Consider the following 15,944-nt stretch of genomic DNA (forward strand, 5'->3'; position numbering starts at 1 on the left):
AAGGTTGTTTTGTGACCGCTGTTTATGCCATGCGCATCTGCGCTGTAAGTCCGGATGAGCCGACGCTTCGTGCCTTGCTTTCGCCTGACCGGCTTGCCTACATTGACCGCCTGCACGGTTCCGGCCGCGCGCAGTCATTTGCCGCGTCGGTACTGCTGAGCCGCGCAGTCGCTCTGCACGTTCCGGCGCTGACACAGCCGCTTGAAATTTCAATTGCCCCGCAGGGAAAACCGTATTTCGCCCATCATCCGGGCTGCTGCTTCAGCCTGTCCCACGCGGGCGAGTGGGCGGTATGTGCCCTGTCTGACCATCCGGTCGGTGTTGATATTGAGCGCTGCACGGACGGACGTCGCGATATCGCCGCACGCTTTTTTCACGAGGAGGAAGTACGGTTACTCCGCAGCTTGCCCGCAACGCAGCATGACAATGCGTTTTACGCGCTCTGGGTACTCAAGGAGGCCTTTGTCAAGGCGACCGGACAGGGACTTGCCCTGCCGCTGCGCAGCTTTTGGATTGAGCTTGGCGCTCCCCCGGTGCTGCACGCGGACAAGCCCGTTGTCCCCTACACCCTCACCCTGCTCCCCTTTGCGGCGGCTGACGGCTATTGTGTCGGGTTATGTGAGCAGCAAGCCCATGCATCCGCGCCGACGCTTACGATTTTAGACGAACCGCTTGCTTTTTCGACATAATGATGATATAATCTCCAAAAATTACGAAAGGTGTACATAATATGAAAAAATTTGTGCAGGAATTCAAGACCTTTGCCCTGCGCGGCAATGTGATGGATATGGCCATCGGCGTGATTATCGGCGGTGCATTCTCCTCCATCGTCACCTCTTTTACCGAGAACCTGATTTCTCCGATTATCGGCATGCTGGGCGGTGCAAATTTCGACCAGTATTCCGTCACGCTGCTTGGTGCTACTTTCAAATACGGTGCGTTTTTAACGACGGTCGTCAACTTTATTATCATGGCCTTTGTACTGTTCTGCATGATTAAAGTGGTTAACCGCATGACGATGCTAGGCAAAAAGTCCGAACCGGCTGCCGCACCGACCACCAAAACCTGCCCCTATTGCCTGAGCGAAATCAACATCAAAGCAACACGCTGCCCGCACTGCACGTCCGAGCAGCCGACTGAATAAAAAAAGAAGCTCTCCTGAACATCAGGAGAGCTTCTTTGCTCTCATTCGTCTTGATCAAGTGCAGTGCGTACGGCTGTCGCCAGCTGATCGGAACAGCTGGTGCCGCGCCCGCCGCACGAAATCCCCTTGAAGTACCCTTCGACCTGATCTACGGTCATTCCCTCTACCACTCGGCTGATTGCCTGCAAATTGCCATTGCAGCCGCCGGCAAAGGATACGTTATGCACGGTATCACCCTCGAGATCAAACGAGATCTTCATCGGGCATACGCCGCGCGGTTTATAGTCATAGTGCTGCATCTATCTCATCCTCCTGATGCGAGACGGCCGCGTACCTGGGCGGCCACCTGCGCAAACGTCTTTACTTCAGTGTATGCACGGCGATCCGTCGGCTGCGGCTGATCGTTCCAGTTGAGCCAAATCCCCGGAATGCCGCAGTCGAGTGCGCCCTGCACATCATGTACAAAATTATCGCCCACCATGACCGCCTCTTCGGGCAGGCAGCCGCATTTTTGCAGCGCTAGCCAGAAAATCTGCGGTGCAGGCTTATCCTGTCCCGCCTGCTCGCTTGAGACCAGATAGTCCACCTCGTCCGCCAGTCCCAGCAGTTCAAGCTTTTCCATCTGGATGTCCGACAGCATATCGGTCACGACCGCGGTCTTGATGCCCGCCGTGCGCAGTTCGCGCAGCAGTTCGGGCACGCCCTCGCGCAACTCCATCGTATCGAACACACCCTGCCAGTACGCACGGTGCACGGCGCGCGCATGGCGCACCGCGTTCAGACCCAAGCTTTCCAACGCCCCCTGTGCCACAACCACGCGGTCATGGATTGGCGGCTTACCGGGCTGCATCCGTGCAATTTGTGCACGGTAATCGGCAAATGCCTGTAACATCATCTCTCCCGATACGCCCAACTCGCGTTCGGCATAGGCTGCAATGTACGCGTAACCCTGCCGGTCACACGCCTTGAAGCTGCCGTACAGCGTATCGTCCAAATCAAAAAATACTGCCTTTAAACTCATTTTATCCTCACATTAATGTTTCATCATAGACCGCACGGCTTCCGCCGACAAACTTCGGTCGCATCCGCGCACAAATCAGCGTTGCTTCGCCGATTTTTTGATATCCGATGCGCAGCGGTACGACCACCGGATGAATGTGCATGCCAATCAGCGTGCCGCCGATGTCCATACCGGCCTTGGCGGACTGCCGCAGTGTCTCGACCGCAACCGGATCGGCAAACCGCCGATAGGCTGTCGTTGCAAACGAACCGCCCGCCTTGGGTTGCGGGATTGCATTGACCTGATCGAGGCCAAACCGCTCAAACACGGCTCGTTCTACAATCAGTGCGCGATTGAGATGCTCACAGCACTGCGCGGCAAGGAAAACATTGCGCTCCCGCAGTGTTTGTTCAATGCCCTCAAAGACGGCTTCCGCCACCTCGACGCTCGAATGTGTGCCGATTTTCTCACCGGTGATTTCGCTCGACGAACAGCCGACAACAAACAAATCGCCCGCACGCAGACCGGCCGCGTCACAGACCTGTGCCGCTGCTGCGGCGCATTGTTCTTTAATCTCAGAAAGTTCCATTCTTCTGCGCTCCTTTTGCTGACTTCTGCGGTGGCAGGCGTATACTTCATACCGCCGCAAACCGTCCTTTTGATGAAACCATGTTCTAACTGCTGTGACCATTATACCACAGCGGCACGAAAAACTTAATAGCAATCACAGGCGATACGCCGCTGATGGTATAATCATAAAATAAATCGTATAATAGCCACTTTACGGCTATTATATCACAGCGGCGCCGTTTTGGCACGGGGTAACCGCATATTTACCTGCGGCATAGACTGGAATGAGGTTCAACCTCAACCAGTAACTATCAACAAGGAGCAACCGCCTATGAATATGCAATCCAAAGACATGGGTCAGGCGCTGCCGGCAGACAGCATTGATCCGCGTCTGCTCTCACTCGCGATGGGTTTTGTGCCCGCGCAGAGCTTTGAGACCCCATATGATCCTTCGCTCGCGCTCGCGCGCGGCACAATCTTCCCTTCGCTTGATAAACCCTTCCTCGGAGAGGAGGCGCTGCCGCGATGAACGAACGCGAAAAACTACTCAACCGCGTGCGCATGTATGACCTTGCCTTGGTCGACGTCATTGAATACCTCGACGGCCATCCCAAGAACAGCGCAGCGCTGGCGTACTATAACAAAATGCGTGAGGCCTTCGACAAGGCTGCGGCCGAATACGAGGACGCCTTCGGTCCGCTGACCGCCCGCGAAACCGATACGCGAAGCGGTGTGTGGCACTGGATCGACGATCCGTGGCCTTGGGAAGGAGCTGACAACTGATGTGGTCGTACGATAAGAGACTTCAATTCCCCGTTAAAATTAAAAATCCCGATCCGGCAGCTGCAAAGATTGTAATCACGCAGCTTGGTGGTGCAAATGGTAAAAGGAGATACTTTTCCGGTGCATTTCATCCCCGGCAGGCCGCAGCCTTTGGCGGTTGGAGATTGCGGCAAAACCTGCGTCCGAATGAGGTGCGATTTTACGGCAATACTTGATGTATGGCAGGAACTTGCAGCGCAATTGCGAAACCCATTTTCTGCAACACACCAAAGTCGCAAAAATACGATGTTTGGTTTGTTAATTTTTCTACAACTTGCCGCTTTACAAGGCGGCTGATTTACGATATCCTAATAGTATCATATCGCAATTTCAACCCAATTATCATTAAGAGGGAGACACGATCAATGAGAGGCGTAGAGACTCGTATTCAGGAAATCCGGCATCGGATTTTCACCGAAGTGGCCCGTATGGCCTATGACACCGAGCATCCGGCTGAGAGCCGCATCGAAGCACTTCCTTACGAAATCATCCCGGGCGAGGTTGGCAATTTCCGCAATGATATTTTTCTGGAGCGCGCCATTGTGGGCGAGCGACTCCGGCTTGCCATGGGACTGCCCTGCCGCAACGCTGCGGAGCATGCTCCTCTGTCCGACAACATCACGGCGGCGGACAAGCCCGAAACTTATTATACCCCGCCGCTGATTAATGTGATAAAATTCGCCTGCAACGGCTGCAAGGAAAATCATGTATTCGTCACCGACGGCTGCCAGGGCTGTTTGGCACACCCCTGTGTTGAGGTCTGCCCCAAGGATGCCATCACGCTTGACCGTTACAGCGGCCGGTCGCATATCGATCAGGAAAAGTGCATCAAGTGCGGCCGCTGTGTCGATGTGTGCGCGTACCACGCCATCATCCGGCAGGAACGCCCCTGTGCTGCTGCCTGCGGCATGGACGCCATCCAAAACGACAAGAACGGCAAAGCGCATATCGATTACGATAAGTGTGTGTCCTGCGGCATGTGTCTGGTCAACTGTCCCTTTGGCGCAATCGCGGATAAGTCGCAGATTTTTCAGGTCATCCGCGCCATGCAGTCGGGTGAGCGTGTATATGCGGCGGTCGCGCCGGCCTTCGTCGGCCAGTTTGGCCCCAAGGTGACCCCGGGCAAGCTGCGCGCCGCGATGATGCAGCTCGGCTTTGCCGATATTATCGAGGTTGCGGTCGGCGCAGACCTGTGCGCAACGCAGGAAGCCGAGGATTTTGTCAAGGAAGTGCCCGAAAAGCTGCCCTTTATGGCAACCTCCTGTTGTCCCGCCTGGTCGGTGATGGCGAAAAAGCTGTTCCCCGATTACGCACACTGCGTTTCGATGGCGCTCACGCCCATGACGCTGACCGCACGGCTCATCAAGCGCGAGCATCCCAACGCCAAGGTGGTCTTCATCGGCCCATGCGCCGCCAAAAAGCTTGAGGCCATGCGCCGGAGCGTGCGCAGCGAAGTGGACTTCGTGCTGACCTTTGAGGAGATGTCGGGCATTTTTGCGGCAAGAGATCTTGACCTGACCACCATCGAGGAAGATCCGCACGGCGTCAACGACGCTTCGACCGACGGACGCAATTTCGCGGTTTCCGGCGGCGTGGCACAGGCGGTTGTCAATGTCATCCGCGACCGCTTCCCCGACCGTGAGATTCAGGTTGCCAGCGCGGAGGGTCTGCGCGAGTGCCGCAAGCTGCTGACCGCTGCCAAGGCGGGCAAGTATGACGGATACCTGCTGGAAGGCATGGCCTGTCCTGGCGGGTGTGTCGCAGGCGCGGGCACGATGCAGCCGGTCAAAAAATCGCAGGTGGCTGTTGGTCTTTATGCCAAGCAGGCCGAGCACCGAACCTCGAACGAAACCGAGCATATCAAGGAGCTAGACAAGCTGGTTGACTGATTCACCCGTTTATCCTGCACGTAAAAAGTCCCTGACCAGATTGGTCAGGGACTTTTTTGTACTACTGTTGCGGCGATCCGCTTTTCTCCGCCTCGCCGGACGGAAGCTGCACGCTGAGGGGTGACAAATCGTGATAGCCGTATACGCGGCTGTAATCCTTTGTTTCCTCATTTTTCACCACTTCGGAACGTTTTCCATCCAACAGACGGATGATTTCATATACATTAATCCAAATTTCGCTGTTGCATTCCTTCTGCGACTCATCGAAAATCAGCTGCATGCCAAAATGCAGATGCGGCGTCTCAATATTGTTCACATTTTCCTCAGTACTGTAGCCCGAACGGCCCAGATAACCGATGACATCGCCCGCAGCCACTGCCGTGCCGACTTCTAAATCCTTTCGGTACGGGAAATTCTTGCGCAGATGGGCATAGTAGTAGTACCGCTGTCCATCCAGCGAGCGAATGCCGATGCGCCAGCCGCCATACTGGTTCCAACCCAGCGCCTCAATCACGCCGCTTTCAACCGCGATGATCGGCGTGCCCACCTGCCCCATGAGGTCATTGCCCAGATGGGTACGCTCAAAACCGTAGGAGCGTCGATTTCCAAAGTCATCATAGTGGGTATATGGAAAATTTTTCGCAATGGGCGAATACGCCTTGATGCCATAACGTTTTTCCCAGTGCGTTCCCTCCGCGCCCTCGTTCGGCACCTCCACCTCATATGTGCCGACCAGACCGGACAGCACAGCCGAATAGGCCTGATGATAGTAGGCATAGTATTTTGAGTCCTTTGTCAGCTCGTCCATAGTCGTGCCGGAGGTTAGGGTTTCGGCAATTTTATCAAGCTGTTTATCCTTGTAACCGCTGAAATCATTCCCGTTCTGCGTCGCCAGATAGGCGAGCAGTTCGATGAAATTCAGTTTGACCGGCTGCTCCTGCGATTCCACATCCAGTGCGATGGCCTTCTTCATCGCATCACAGGGCACATTGAAATCGACCCATTTAATCAGGCTGTCCTGCTTAGTACTCTGTTCCGTGCTTTCTGCCGCGGCCGGCACAAACGCATCTTCCGTCATTGATACCCATACTGCCGAAAGCGCCATGCCAAACGCCAGCACACAGAACCAGAGCAATGTTTTTTTCTTTCCGGATGACAATTTCCTGTACACCCCCATTTTGATTGAGTTTCACAGCAGTAGTATTGCTTGCTGATTTTTTTGTTATCCCAAGAATCATTTTACAGTAGAAAAAAGCAGCCCCAACCAAGCGGTTGAGACTGCTTCTGCGGTTTGTTACGCCTGCTCGGCAAGTGCGATATCGGTATAGCGTTTGGCGACAATCATGCAGCGCGCCATATCCTCTGTAATATCCAGACCGCCTGCTCCGACGCCCTTCAGCGCGCCGCAGTCTACCAGTGCCTGAATCTCCGAACGAAGACCCTCGGGCAGCTCTTCCACCGTGCGGTAACGTTTCATTTCATTCTGCTCCTCTTCTTTCAATTCCTTGAATTCAATCCCGAGCGTTTTCAGCACACCCTTTGCATAAGCTCTGCCAAGGGCGTACTGCTTCTCCAGCGTGTTAAACTTGGTGTGATCGGGCCCATCCACAAAAAAGCCTTCGCACAGCACGGCAGGCGCGATCGTCGACCGCACCCACATAAACGTAGTAGAGGTTTTAATGCCCCGACTGCTCTGTCCGATTGCCTTAACCTCGGTTTCGATATGTTCGGCAAGCGTCCGCGCAATTTGGCCGCCGGGATAGATATAAACCTCAAATCCACTGCCGCCGCCCGCGTTGGTGTGCACTTCGACCGCAAGATCGGGCGCATAGGCATTGCACTCGGCCACCTCCTGCTGGATGGTATCATCCTCATCGGTTTCGCGGCTCATACGCACGGCTACATCGTGGCGCTCCAGTTCGTCTCGCAGCGCCTTGGCCACAACGAGATTCACCGTTTTTTCGGTCAGGCCGTTGCCTGCCGCACCGGGATCGCTGCCGCCGTGACCGACGCCGATAAATACTTTCTTATAGCTCAACGGTTTGTCCTCCTCCATTCTTTTGGCTCTGCTACATGCTACGCAGTGCAGCGGTTCGGTGTTCGCGATTTAATTTACCTCTCGTCCTCCTTATCCCGCAGCTGCGCCAGTACGGCGCGCAGAGCCTCGGGATACGGAACGCCCAGGCTGCCCGCGTTTTCCAAAATGCTCAGTCCTTCGTTTGCCAAATAAAACGCGATGACCGCGCTGCGCATGATCGCGCCACCGCCGAGCACCTGCACATCGAGCACGTTGCCGACGACGACGAGCAGCAGCATCAGCACTTTTTTGGCAAGTCCGGCAAAGCCGACCTCGCTCGACAGTGTTTTTTCCCGGCACGCGACCAAAATCCCGGTCAGATAATCGACCGCCATAAACGCGAGCAGGGCGAACAGCAATCCGTCCGCCTTGCCAAGCAGCAGTCCTGCGACGCTGCCGACTGCCGCCGCTGCCCATTTAATTGCAGAGATGATATGTTCCATTGATTTTCCTTTCCTGACGCGCTTCCCCATCCTCCGGCGCATCCATGTGGAAAATCACCCCCATTCGGTCAACCTATGCAATTCGATAGTGCGGTTTTTTTCCGTCAAACCACCAGTAGTGCATATAATCCTCCAGAATGACCGCCGGAGCGCTCAGCAAAAACCACAGGGCCGCATACGGCACGCATACCTGCCCCCACAGGTTGCACGGCATCCGGCTGTAATCCCAGATTGCCAGGCCGAGCCACCGGTTGAGCACCAGCCCGAGCATCAGCTCAGCGATCGTCACAATCAGCGCGCCGAACAGCATTTGCTCTATCAGCGGCGTATCGGCAGGCAGCACTTCGTTGATGATGCCGATGAGGACAAAGCACACGCCGCCCAACAGGAACATCGTCCAGTGGGAATGACCGCGCCACGCAAATTCAATGCCTAGGTAAATAAGTCCGCCAAGGAGTCCTAACACGCCATGAACGAGAAATTTGCGCATTTTCACACCACCTCCGCCAGATTTTCCGTTCGTGTTCTCATATGGCTACCATATGCCGCCCCTCGTCTCTTATGCGGTGAACGCGGCATATTTTGTCCACAGCATGTGGATAAATCCGCTCCGTGCATCATATCCGATGCTTCCTCTCATACTAGCTGCAGGGAGGTGATTGCGGTGAAAAAGTATGTTTGTGAAATATGCCGCTATATTTACGATGAAAAAACCGGTGACCCCCGCCGCGGCGTTGCACCCTCTACCCGCTGGGAGGATGTGCCCGAAGATTGGGACTGTCCGGTCTGCCACGCCGGAAAAGACCGTTTTCAAAAGCAGTGATTGCCCGCTCCGCCCTTTTTCAAAGGGCGGTTTTGTTTTGCCGCGCATCGTCTAACCGTTCATCCATCCCGCATACCCTGTATGGGGTGATTTTATGGATGCCAATCAACTTGCTGCAGCAGTGACTGCGCTCGCTATCGCCATCTCGAACGCCAACACGGTGTCGGACACCGCGCTGCTCGGTATTTTGTTTACACAGCTCGGGGATACGCTGACAACACTATCCACGCAGCGCGGCGCTTCGGAAAATACCTGAGCCGTTCGGCGGCGGTATTATTTTGCCTTGTCCGTCGCGCCGAGCAGCTCACGCAGGGAGAGGGTTCTTTCTCGCTCTCCCTGCGTGGAGCCAAATGCCGCCGCGCGGGCGGAATCCTGCGCGATACGCGCGCCGACCTGATGCCCCACCCGCTCGAGCAGCATGGATCTGCAGCGCGCCCACTCCTCTGCGGGCAGCTGCAGGCTGCCGTCCTGCGCCCGCAGGGGCGTTACCGTACCGTCCGGCAGGAGCAGTTCGCTGCGGCCGGATAGTTTTTGTGCCATTGCACCTCACCTCTGTTTCGTGTAATACCGCATAATGCTGTTACCTTACTGTATTCGCACAGGCTTGACCATCATTCCGTGCCATTAGGAGGGGATTACAGAATGACAAAAACAGCCCCCGCCAGCAACCGGCGTGTGGCAGCCGCCTATATCCGCGTATCGACTGACGATCAGCTGGAGTATTCGCCGGACAGCCAGCTTGCCAAAATCCGCAGCTATGCCGATGCAAACGACATGGAGCTGCCGGAGTCCTTTATTTTTATGGACGAAGGCATTTCCGGCCGCACGGCAGACAAGCGTCCCGCCTTTCAGGCGCTGATTGGCACCGCCAAATGCCGCCCGCGCCCGTTTGATGTCGTTCTGCTCTGGAAATTCAGCCGCTTCGCCCGTTCGCGTGAGGACAGTATCGTCTATAAATCCATGCTCCGCAAGCAGCTTGGCATCGAGGTCATATCCGTCAGCGAAAACATCGGGGACGATAAACTGTCTGTTCTCATTGAGGCCATGATTGAAGCCATGGACGAATATTACAGCATCAACCTCGCGGAAGAGGTGCGCCGCGGGATGACGCAGCGTGCGGAGCAGGGCAAGTACAACACCTACGCGCCCTTTGGCTATCGCATTGAGCGCGGGCAGTATGTGCCCGATACGGCTGCCGCACCCGTCGTGCGCAAAATCTTCGCGGACTATCTTGCCGGTATCCCGCTGCTGCGAATCGCCAGGGAAGTCTCCGCCATGGGCGTGTGCACCCGGTTCGGCAACGCCTTTGACAGCCGGCAGGTGGAATACATCCTGCGCAATCCGGTCTACATCGGCAAAGTGCGCTTTACCCCCACGGGACGCGTTCCGCGCGGCCAGCACAATCCCGATACGCTGACCGTTGACAGCCGACACGAACCGCTCGTTGATTTATCCGTCTATCAGGCGGTACAGCGCAGGCTTGATGAGCAAAAGCGGCTCTACGCCCCATACAGCCGCACGGCAGGCTCCGCCTTTCTCTTAAAGGGTTTGGTCAAATGCAGCGCCTGCGGCGGTACGCTGACACAGGCGGTGCGCGGCGAAAGCCTGCAATGCCATAACTATGCCAAAGGGCGGTGTACGGTTTCGCACTCGGTGCGCATCAGCTTACTGACGAGCGCCGTACTGGAACAAATCGAGCGGGATTTTGCGGGACAGGAGGTTACGATTACCGTTCCCGACCAAACGCCCTCACGCAGTACACCGGAGGATGATCTGCTCTCGCATCAGCTTGCGCGTGAATGGGGCAAGCTTCGGCGCATCCGCATGGCTTATGAGTCCGGCATTGACACGCTTGCCGAATATCAAGCGGGCAAAGCGCGTATCACCGCACAAATTGAGCAGTTGGAGCGCGAAATGCAGCATGCGGAACGCGCCGCACTCGCACAGGCACGCAAAACCGTGCAGGACCGCTCGGCCTGCGCAGAGGAGCAAAATATTGCTCTGCGCAGCTTTGTTCGCAAAATCGTGTTTGACCGCACGCACAATTCGTTTTCCATTCAGTATTACATATAAAAAAGAGGAGACAGTTCGGCCGCTGCGCCCAACTGTCTCCTTTTGTCATTTGGCGGTCCCGATGGTGAGGTAGGCGCGGCAATGCGCTATCTCAATCAGCGCTATACGATGCCCTACAAGGAATGCAAGGGTATTCTGACCGACGTAGGTACCGAAGCGTTGTTATGGGTCAGAATGGGGGCTTTGTTTTCTGCGCCGGCTTGCGCTGCACAAAAATCCATTTGCGGGACAATCCGTTTAGGCTAATTTCAACTCTGCCGTCCCCGTAAACCACCATTTTATCAAGCAGGTTTTTGCAGAACAGTTCACTCTGCTCGGCGCAGGTGATGATGTCCGTCACCTGCTGCCGCACGCGCTCCGCCTGACCGACCGCATCCCATGCGGCGCTCTGCCGCCCGCGCACCGCATCGAGCCGCTCCTGCACCACCTTCAGCTCCCGATCATAGCGGTCATTGAGCAGCCGCATTTCCTCCGCCGTAAGGGAATGCGAAACAAAGGCATCCAGTGCCGCTTCCTTTTTCGCCGTCAGCTTCTCTCGCTCGCTTTCGAGCCGGTCTGTGCTGTCTGCCGCCGCCTGTTCACCGACAGAGGCGGCTTCGATAACGAGTGCCGTCACTCTATGGATCATTTGCTCCGTGTCCATCGGAAGCGACCTGAGCACGGTTTGGAGCATTTCCATCGCGCGCTCATCCCGCAGCTGCCTGCCGACCGCGCAGCCAATTTCATTCCCCTGCGCATCCTGCCTTCTGCGCCCCTCGGTCGCGGCGGTATAGCAGCCCCATCGTCTGCCCGGCGTCCCATCCGCACGCTTTTTGGTTCTGGAAACAAAGCTTGCACCGCACTCGCCGCATTGAATCTTGCCGGAAAACACATAGCGTCTGCTGTGTCCCTCTCCGTATTCTCCGCGCCGATTGCGCTGCTTCAGCTCGGACTGCACCAGATTCCACAACGTCCGATCCACAATCGGTTCATGGTGATTCGGAATCACCACGAGCTGCTCCTCACCATGATTATACTTTTTATCGTGGGACAGGTAATCCGGTGTAATGGTCTTTTTCTGCACCAAATCGCCCGCATACTTCTCGTTTTTCAGCATTTTTACAATCTGACTGGCCGACCATTTGACGCCGCCGCTGTAAGTACGAATGCCCTGCTCCCGCAGCTCCCGTGCAATGACCGATACTCCCTTTTTCTCCACCCCGTATTGATGAAAAATGCGCCGCACAATCTCCGCCCCCGCCGGATTCACCGTCATGCACCCATCCTTCACATCATAACCGAGCATTGATCGTCCAAACACCACCCCCTGCTCCATGCGGCGGGTCTGCCCCCATTTCACGCGGGACGAGGTTTTGCGGCTCTCCTCCTGCGCGATTGAGCCCATGATGGAAAGCCGCAGCTCCGCATCGGGATCCAGCGTATTGATGCCATCGTTCAGAAACAGCACGCCTACGCCCAGTGCCTTGAGTTCGCGGGTAAACGAAATCGTATCCAGAATATTGCGTGAAAAACGGCTGACCTCTTTGGTCAAAATCAGGCTGAATCGCCCCAAATGCGCGTCATGAATCATGCGGTTAAACGCTGCCCGCTTGCGGGTAGATGTGCCGGTGACGCCCTCATCCGCATAAATTTCATGCAGCTGCCAGTCGGGTTGGCGGCCAATATACTCCCGAAAATAACGCTGCTGACTTGCAAAGGAGTTCGCCTGATCCTCCTGATCGGTCGAAACCCGGCAATAGGACGCAACTCGAATCATGCAAAGCACCCCCCTTGTTGATAGGCTATGCGGCAGGCCTGCCTCGCTTTCCTGATGTCCTTGTCGAAAAAGGTAAATATTTACCATATCGGTATTGCCTTTCACTTCACAATCCTGTAATATATATAACAATAAGGAATTTATAGGACGTATTTCCATTATCCGTTTTATGGTACACCTTCTTTGTTATCCTACTGTTAAGCACTCAGATAGGAGATGAAACTAATGATACAGTTCCCCGCCCATATCCGCATGACGGATGCCGATGAACCCCAAATACAGACCGTAACCGAGCATTGCCGCAACGTTTCCGCCTACTGCTCCAACGCGCTGCGGCAGCCGGGGCTGAGCAGCACCGGACGGCTCGCGGGACTCGTGCACGACAGCGGCAAATTTACGGCAGCCTTTTCCAATTATATCACTCGGGCTGCCCGCGGTGAGGCGGTGCGCCGCGGCAGCGTCAACCACACCTTTGCCGGCGTTCGCCTGCTGCTTGAGCGGTATGCCGATCCCGCCGCTTCTTCCTATCGCAACCTCGCCTGCGAAATGCTTGCCTTTGCCGCCGGTTCGCACCACGGACAGTTTGACAGCGTCGACCCGGAGGGGCAGGATGGCTTTGCACACCGCACGCAGGCGCAGAACATATTTTACGAGGAAGTAAAGGCCAATTTTCTCTCGGAATGCGCGGAGCAGACCGAATTGGATGCGCTGTTCGATGCATCTGTTTCAGAAATCGAACATGCTGTTTCTCAGTGCAAAACCGTCTGCCAAACGCAGGACGAGTTGTTTTTTTGCTTTTTTCTACTGAGCCGACTGCTTTTGTCCGCTTTAATTGATGCGGACAGGCAGGATACCGCCGAATTTATGTGCGATATGCCGTTCCCATCCCCGCCGGAGGACATGCGCCCCATCTGGGATGCGCGGCTTAAAGCGGTTGAGCGCAGGCTGTCCCAATTCCCTGCCGACCGGCCGATAGATCAGGCACGGTGGGCCATTTCCGAGCAATGCCGTGCCTTTTCCGCGCGGGAATGCGGCATCTACCGTCTGTCTGTCCCCACCGGTGGCGGCAAGACACTGGCAAGTCTGCGCGCGGCACTCGCACACGCCGCGGCGCACGGCAAGCAGCGCATCTTTTTCCTCACCCCCCTGCTTTCCGTTTTGGAACAGAACGCGCACGTCATCCGCACCTATCTGGAGGACGACAGTCTGGTGCTTGAGCATCATTCCAACGTCGTGCGGGAGGAAAACACGGTCGACGAACTGGATTACAACGAGCTGCTGACGGAAAACTGGCACGCACCCGTGGTCATCACCACGCTTGTGCAGTTTCTCAACACCCTGTTTGACGGCGGCAACGCGTGTATCCGCCGCATGCACGCGCTGTGCAACAGTGTGATTGTTCTGGATGAAATACAGTCTGTTCCCCGTCATATGCTCTCTCCGTTTAATCTGGCGGTCAATTTTCTGTCGGGCATGTGTGGGGCGACTGTCATCCTGTGTTCTGCCACGCAGCCCTGTTTGGAGACAGCCGTGCATCCCTTGCTCAAGCCGCACGATTTGATTCCCTATGATCCCGCGCTCTGGACACCCTTCCGCCGCACCGAGATTGTCGATCAGTGCCAAACCGGCAGCTACACGCCCGAAACCCTGGCTGACTTTGCTCTGGAACAGCTGACGGAAGCCGGCAGTCTGCTGCTCATCTGCAATACCAAGGCGCAGGCCGCTACTATGTATGAGCAGCTGCGCCACGCCGATGCACAGGTTTTTCATTTGTCCACAGCCATGTGCATGGCGCACCGCATTCTATCGCTCGAACAAATCAATGCCTACCTTGAGCAGCGCACTCCTGTGGTCTGCGTCTCTACGCAGCTGGTCGAAGCGGGTGTGGACTTTTCCTTCGGCTGCGTGATTCGGCTGTTTGCCGGCATGGACAATGTTGTGCAGGCCGCCGGACGCTGCAACCGCAGCGGTGAATACGGTGCGCTGCGCCCGGTGTTTATCGTCAAGCTACAGGGCGAAACACTGACCCATCTGCGCGAGATTCAGCAGGCGCAGGATGCGTCGGAAGAGCTGCTGGGAAGCTTCCGGCAGAACAGCGCCGCCTATCAAAACGATTTGCAGTCCGATTCGGCCATCACGTACTACTATCGTCGGCTGTTTTTTAACATGCCGCGTCTCGCGCAGGACTATCCGGTTCCCCAGCATAAGACTACGCTGTTTCAAATGCTGTCCCTGAACAGCGATTTCCGCCTCAAAAGCAACGCGCCGCCCCCTGCTCATCTGCTCGGGCAAGCCTTTCGCACCGCCGGTGAGGCATTCAAGGTCTTTGACAACAGCACAACAGACGTTTTAGTCCCTTTTGATGCGGGAACGGAACTCATTACCGCCCTGAACTCCGCCAAAGCACAGCATGACCTTCTTTATCGCAAGTCGCTGCTCGATCAGGCAAAACACTATTCCGTTTCGCTTTTCGAGTATCAGCTCAAGCAGCTGCAGGCGTGCGGCGGACTTCTTCCCCTATGCGGCAACACGGTCTTCGCGGTTCAGCCGCCGTTTTACAGTTTGGAAACCGGCGTGACCATCAAGGGCAGTGAATCACTCTTTCTGGAGGTATGATAATGGAACATAGAAACACGGTGGAATTTGAGGTCACCGGCAGCTATGCGCTTTTTTCCGACCCGATTATGCGGGTTGGCGGCGAAAAATGCTCTCTGCAGGTACCAACCTATGAAGCGCTCAAGGGAATCCTCTCCTCTGTCTACTGGAAGCCGACCTTTGTCTGGGTCATTGACGCGGTGCGGATTATGAATCCCATCCAAACCGAAGTCAAAGGCATTCGACCGATTAAATACAGCGGCGGCAACGATTTGTCCTACTACACCTATCTCAAGGACTGCCGCTATCAGGTGCGCGCGCACTTTATCTGGAACGAGAACCGTCCCGAGCTTGCGGCCGATCGCAATGAGCACAAGCACCACAACATTGCCCGCCGGATGATCGACAGAGGCGGTCGGAGAGATATCTTTCTGGGCACGCGGGAATGTCAAGGCTATGTAGAACCCTGCGTGTTTGGCGAGGGCACGAGTTGCTATGACGATATTTCTTCCCTCGCCTTCGGCCTGATGTACCACGGTATCACCTATGCCGATGAAGCGTATTCCTTGGATACGCAGGGTAAAATGACGACTCGCTACTGGTATCCCGTGATGGAGCGGGGCGTGATTGAATTTTTGCCGCCCGAGTCGTGCCCCATCCTGCATACGGCACGGGAAATGCCCATGACGCCGTTCAGTCCATCCCTGAGCAACTTTTCGGGACTTTTAGAATTTGAGCACGAGGAGGAATGA

At 55.7% G+C, this 15,944-nt stretch carries 21 protein-coding genes and 1 pseudogene; 13 read left to right on the forward strand and 9 right to left on the reverse strand.

From position 1 onward, the window contains the following. Nucleotides 1-11 precede the first annotated feature (11 nt). Complete coding sequence (locus QOX26_RS01020) at nt 12-689, forward strand: 4'-phosphopantetheinyl transferase family protein (RefSeq protein WP_283673026.1); 678 nt, start codon at nt 12-14, stop codon at nt 687-689. A 41-nt stretch (nt 690-730) separates the two neighbouring features. Continuing rightward, a complete protein-coding gene (gene mscL / locus QOX26_RS01025; RefSeq protein WP_283673027.1) occupies nt 731-1,144 on the forward strand; it encodes a large conductance mechanosensitive channel protein MscL in 414 nt (137 codons plus the stop codon). Between the two features lie 41 nt (nt 1,145-1,185). On the opposite strand, the gene QOX26_RS01030 is transcribed toward mscL, so the two are convergent. The 3 genes from QOX26_RS01030 to QOX26_RS01040 are packed head-to-tail and all read right to left on the reverse strand — an operon-like array spanning nt 1,186 to nt 2,733. Further along, on the reverse strand, nt 1,186-1,443 hold the full coding sequence (locus QOX26_RS01030; protein WP_283673028.1) for a TIGR03905 family TSCPD domain-containing protein: 258 nt from the start codon (nt 1,441-1,443) through the stop codon (nt 1,186-1,188). Between the two features lie 5 nt (nt 1,444-1,448). Next, on the reverse strand, nt 1,449-2,165 hold the full coding sequence (locus QOX26_RS01035) for an HAD family hydrolase (protein ID WP_283673029.1): 717 nt from the start codon (nt 2,163-2,165) through the stop codon (nt 1,449-1,451). Between the two features lie 7 nt (nt 2,166-2,172). After that, on the reverse strand, nt 2,173-2,733 hold the full coding sequence (locus tag QOX26_RS01040) for a TIGR01440 family protein (RefSeq protein WP_283673030.1): 561 nt from the start codon (nt 2,731-2,733) through the stop codon (nt 2,173-2,175). 312 nt (nt 2,734-3,045) lie between these two features. Here QOX26_RS01040 and QOX26_RS01045 point away from each other — a divergent pair, with 312 nt between their 5' ends. The 5 genes and pseudogenes from QOX26_RS01045 to QOX26_RS01065 all read left to right on the forward strand — a co-directional run bounded on the left by QOX26_RS01045 (nt 3,046) and on the right by QOX26_RS01065 (nt 5,425). Continuing rightward, the gene (locus QOX26_RS01045; protein ID WP_283673031.1) at nt 3,046-3,243 is read left to right on the forward strand and encodes a spore coat associated protein CotJA; all 198 of its coding nucleotides are present in this window, start codon (nt 3,046-3,048) and stop codon (nt 3,241-3,243) included. Next, nucleotides 3,240-3,497, forward strand: a complete 258-nt coding sequence (locus QOX26_RS01050) for a spore coat protein CotJB (protein ID WP_283673032.1) — start codon at nt 3,240-3,242, stop codon at nt 3,495-3,497. Before QOX26_RS01045 ends, QOX26_RS01050 begins: the two co-directional genes overlap by 4 nt. Beyond that, a pseudogene (locus QOX26_RS14315) lies at nt 3,497-3,553 on the forward strand (manganese catalase family protein); the annotation flags it as partial. The gene QOX26_RS01050 and the pseudogene QOX26_RS14315, both read left to right, overlap by 1 nt. A gap of 40 nt (nt 3,554-3,593) precedes the next feature. Continuing rightward, complete coding sequence (locus QOX26_RS01060) at nt 3,594-3,833, forward strand: hypothetical protein (protein WP_283673315.1); 240 nt, start codon at nt 3,594-3,596, stop codon at nt 3,831-3,833. Between the two features lie 68 nt (nt 3,834-3,901). Then, a complete protein-coding gene (locus QOX26_RS01065; RefSeq protein WP_283673033.1) occupies nt 3,902-5,425 on the forward strand; it encodes a 4Fe-4S dicluster domain-containing protein in 1,524 nt (507 codons plus the stop codon). Between the two features lie 61 nt (nt 5,426-5,486). On the opposite strand, the gene QOX26_RS01070 is transcribed toward QOX26_RS01065, so the two are convergent. The 4 genes from QOX26_RS01070 to QOX26_RS01085 all read right to left on the reverse strand — a co-directional run bounded on the left by QOX26_RS01070 (nt 5,487) and on the right by QOX26_RS01085 (nt 8,435). Next, a complete protein-coding gene (locus QOX26_RS01070) occupies nt 5,487-6,560 on the reverse strand; it encodes a M23 family metallopeptidase (protein WP_442870195.1) in 1,074 nt (357 codons plus the stop codon). Nucleotides 6,561-6,719: 159 nt separating this feature from the next. Further along, nucleotides 6,720-7,463: an N-acetylmuramoyl-L-alanine amidase family protein gene (locus QOX26_RS01075; RefSeq protein ID WP_283673034.1), complete on the reverse strand. Its 744-nt coding sequence runs from the start codon at nt 7,461-7,463 to the stop codon at nt 6,720-6,722. 74 nt (nt 7,464-7,537) lie between these two features. Then, entirely contained in the window at nt 7,538-7,945 is a 408-nt protein-coding gene (locus tag QOX26_RS01080) for a phage holin family protein (RefSeq protein WP_283673035.1), read from the reverse strand. A 73-nt stretch (nt 7,946-8,018) separates the two neighbouring features. After that, nucleotides 8,019-8,435 (reverse strand): putative ABC transporter permease, encoded by a 417-nt coding sequence (locus QOX26_RS01085; protein ID WP_283673036.1) that lies wholly within the window; start codon nt 8,433-8,435, stop codon nt 8,019-8,021. A 174-nt stretch (nt 8,436-8,609) separates the two neighbouring features. Here QOX26_RS01085 and QOX26_RS01090 point away from each other — a divergent pair, with 174 nt between their 5' ends. Further along, nucleotides 8,610-8,768 carry a rubredoxin gene (locus QOX26_RS01090; protein WP_283673037.1) on the forward strand — a complete coding sequence of 53 codons (159 nt, stop codon included), beginning with the start codon at nt 8,610-8,612 and terminating at the stop codon, nt 8,766-8,768. A 94-nt stretch (nt 8,769-8,862) separates the two neighbouring features. Next, nucleotides 8,863-9,024: a DUF6774 domain-containing protein gene (locus QOX26_RS01095; protein ID WP_283673038.1), complete on the forward strand. Its 162-nt coding sequence runs from the start codon at nt 8,863-8,865 to the stop codon at nt 9,022-9,024. 17 nt (nt 9,025-9,041) lie between these two features. Here the strand turns inward: QOX26_RS01095 and QOX26_RS01100 are convergent, their stop codons facing one another. After that, nucleotides 9,042-9,308 (reverse strand): hypothetical protein, encoded by a 267-nt coding sequence (locus tag QOX26_RS01100; protein ID WP_283673039.1) that lies wholly within the window; start codon nt 9,306-9,308, stop codon nt 9,042-9,044. A gap of 102 nt (nt 9,309-9,410) precedes the next feature. Here QOX26_RS01100 and QOX26_RS01105 point away from each other — a divergent pair, with 102 nt between their 5' ends. Then, nucleotides 9,411-10,841: a recombinase family protein gene (locus tag QOX26_RS01105; protein WP_283673040.1), complete on the forward strand. Its 1,431-nt coding sequence runs from the start codon at nt 9,411-9,413 to the stop codon at nt 10,839-10,841. A gap of 81 nt (nt 10,842-10,922) precedes the next feature. After that, on the forward strand, nt 10,923-11,087 hold the full coding sequence (locus QOX26_RS14355) for a hypothetical protein (RefSeq protein ID WP_442870199.1): 165 nt from the start codon (nt 10,923-10,925) through the stop codon (nt 11,085-11,087). Here the strand turns inward: QOX26_RS14355 and QOX26_RS01115 are convergent. Beyond that, nucleotides 11,011-12,597 (reverse strand): recombinase family protein, encoded by a 1,587-nt coding sequence (locus tag QOX26_RS01115; RefSeq protein ID WP_283673041.1) that lies wholly within the window; start codon nt 12,595-12,597, stop codon nt 11,011-11,013. The two genes, QOX26_RS14355 and QOX26_RS01115, sit on opposite strands and share 77 nt — an antisense overlap. 225 nt (nt 12,598-12,822) lie before the next feature. Here QOX26_RS01115 and cas3 point away from each other — a divergent pair, with 225 nt between their 5' ends. Together cas3 and cas5c are read left to right on the forward strand one after the other, a co-directional pair. Next, nucleotides 12,823-15,213, forward strand: coding sequence for a CRISPR-associated helicase Cas3' (gene cas3, locus QOX26_RS01120; RefSeq protein WP_283673042.1), 2,391 nt, complete (start codon nt 12,823-12,825; stop codon nt 15,211-15,213). A gap of 2 nt (nt 15,214-15,215) precedes the next feature. Continuing rightward, nucleotides 15,216-15,944 (forward strand): type I-C CRISPR-associated protein Cas5c, encoded by a 729-nt coding sequence (gene cas5c, locus QOX26_RS01125; protein WP_283673043.1) that lies wholly within the window; start codon nt 15,216-15,218, stop codon nt 15,942-15,944.

Origin of the sequence: Butyricicoccus sp. Marseille-Q5471 (assembly GCF_951230135.1) — a bacterium.
Lineage (GTDB): Bacteria > Bacillota > Clostridia > Oscillospirales > Butyricicoccaceae > Agathobaculum.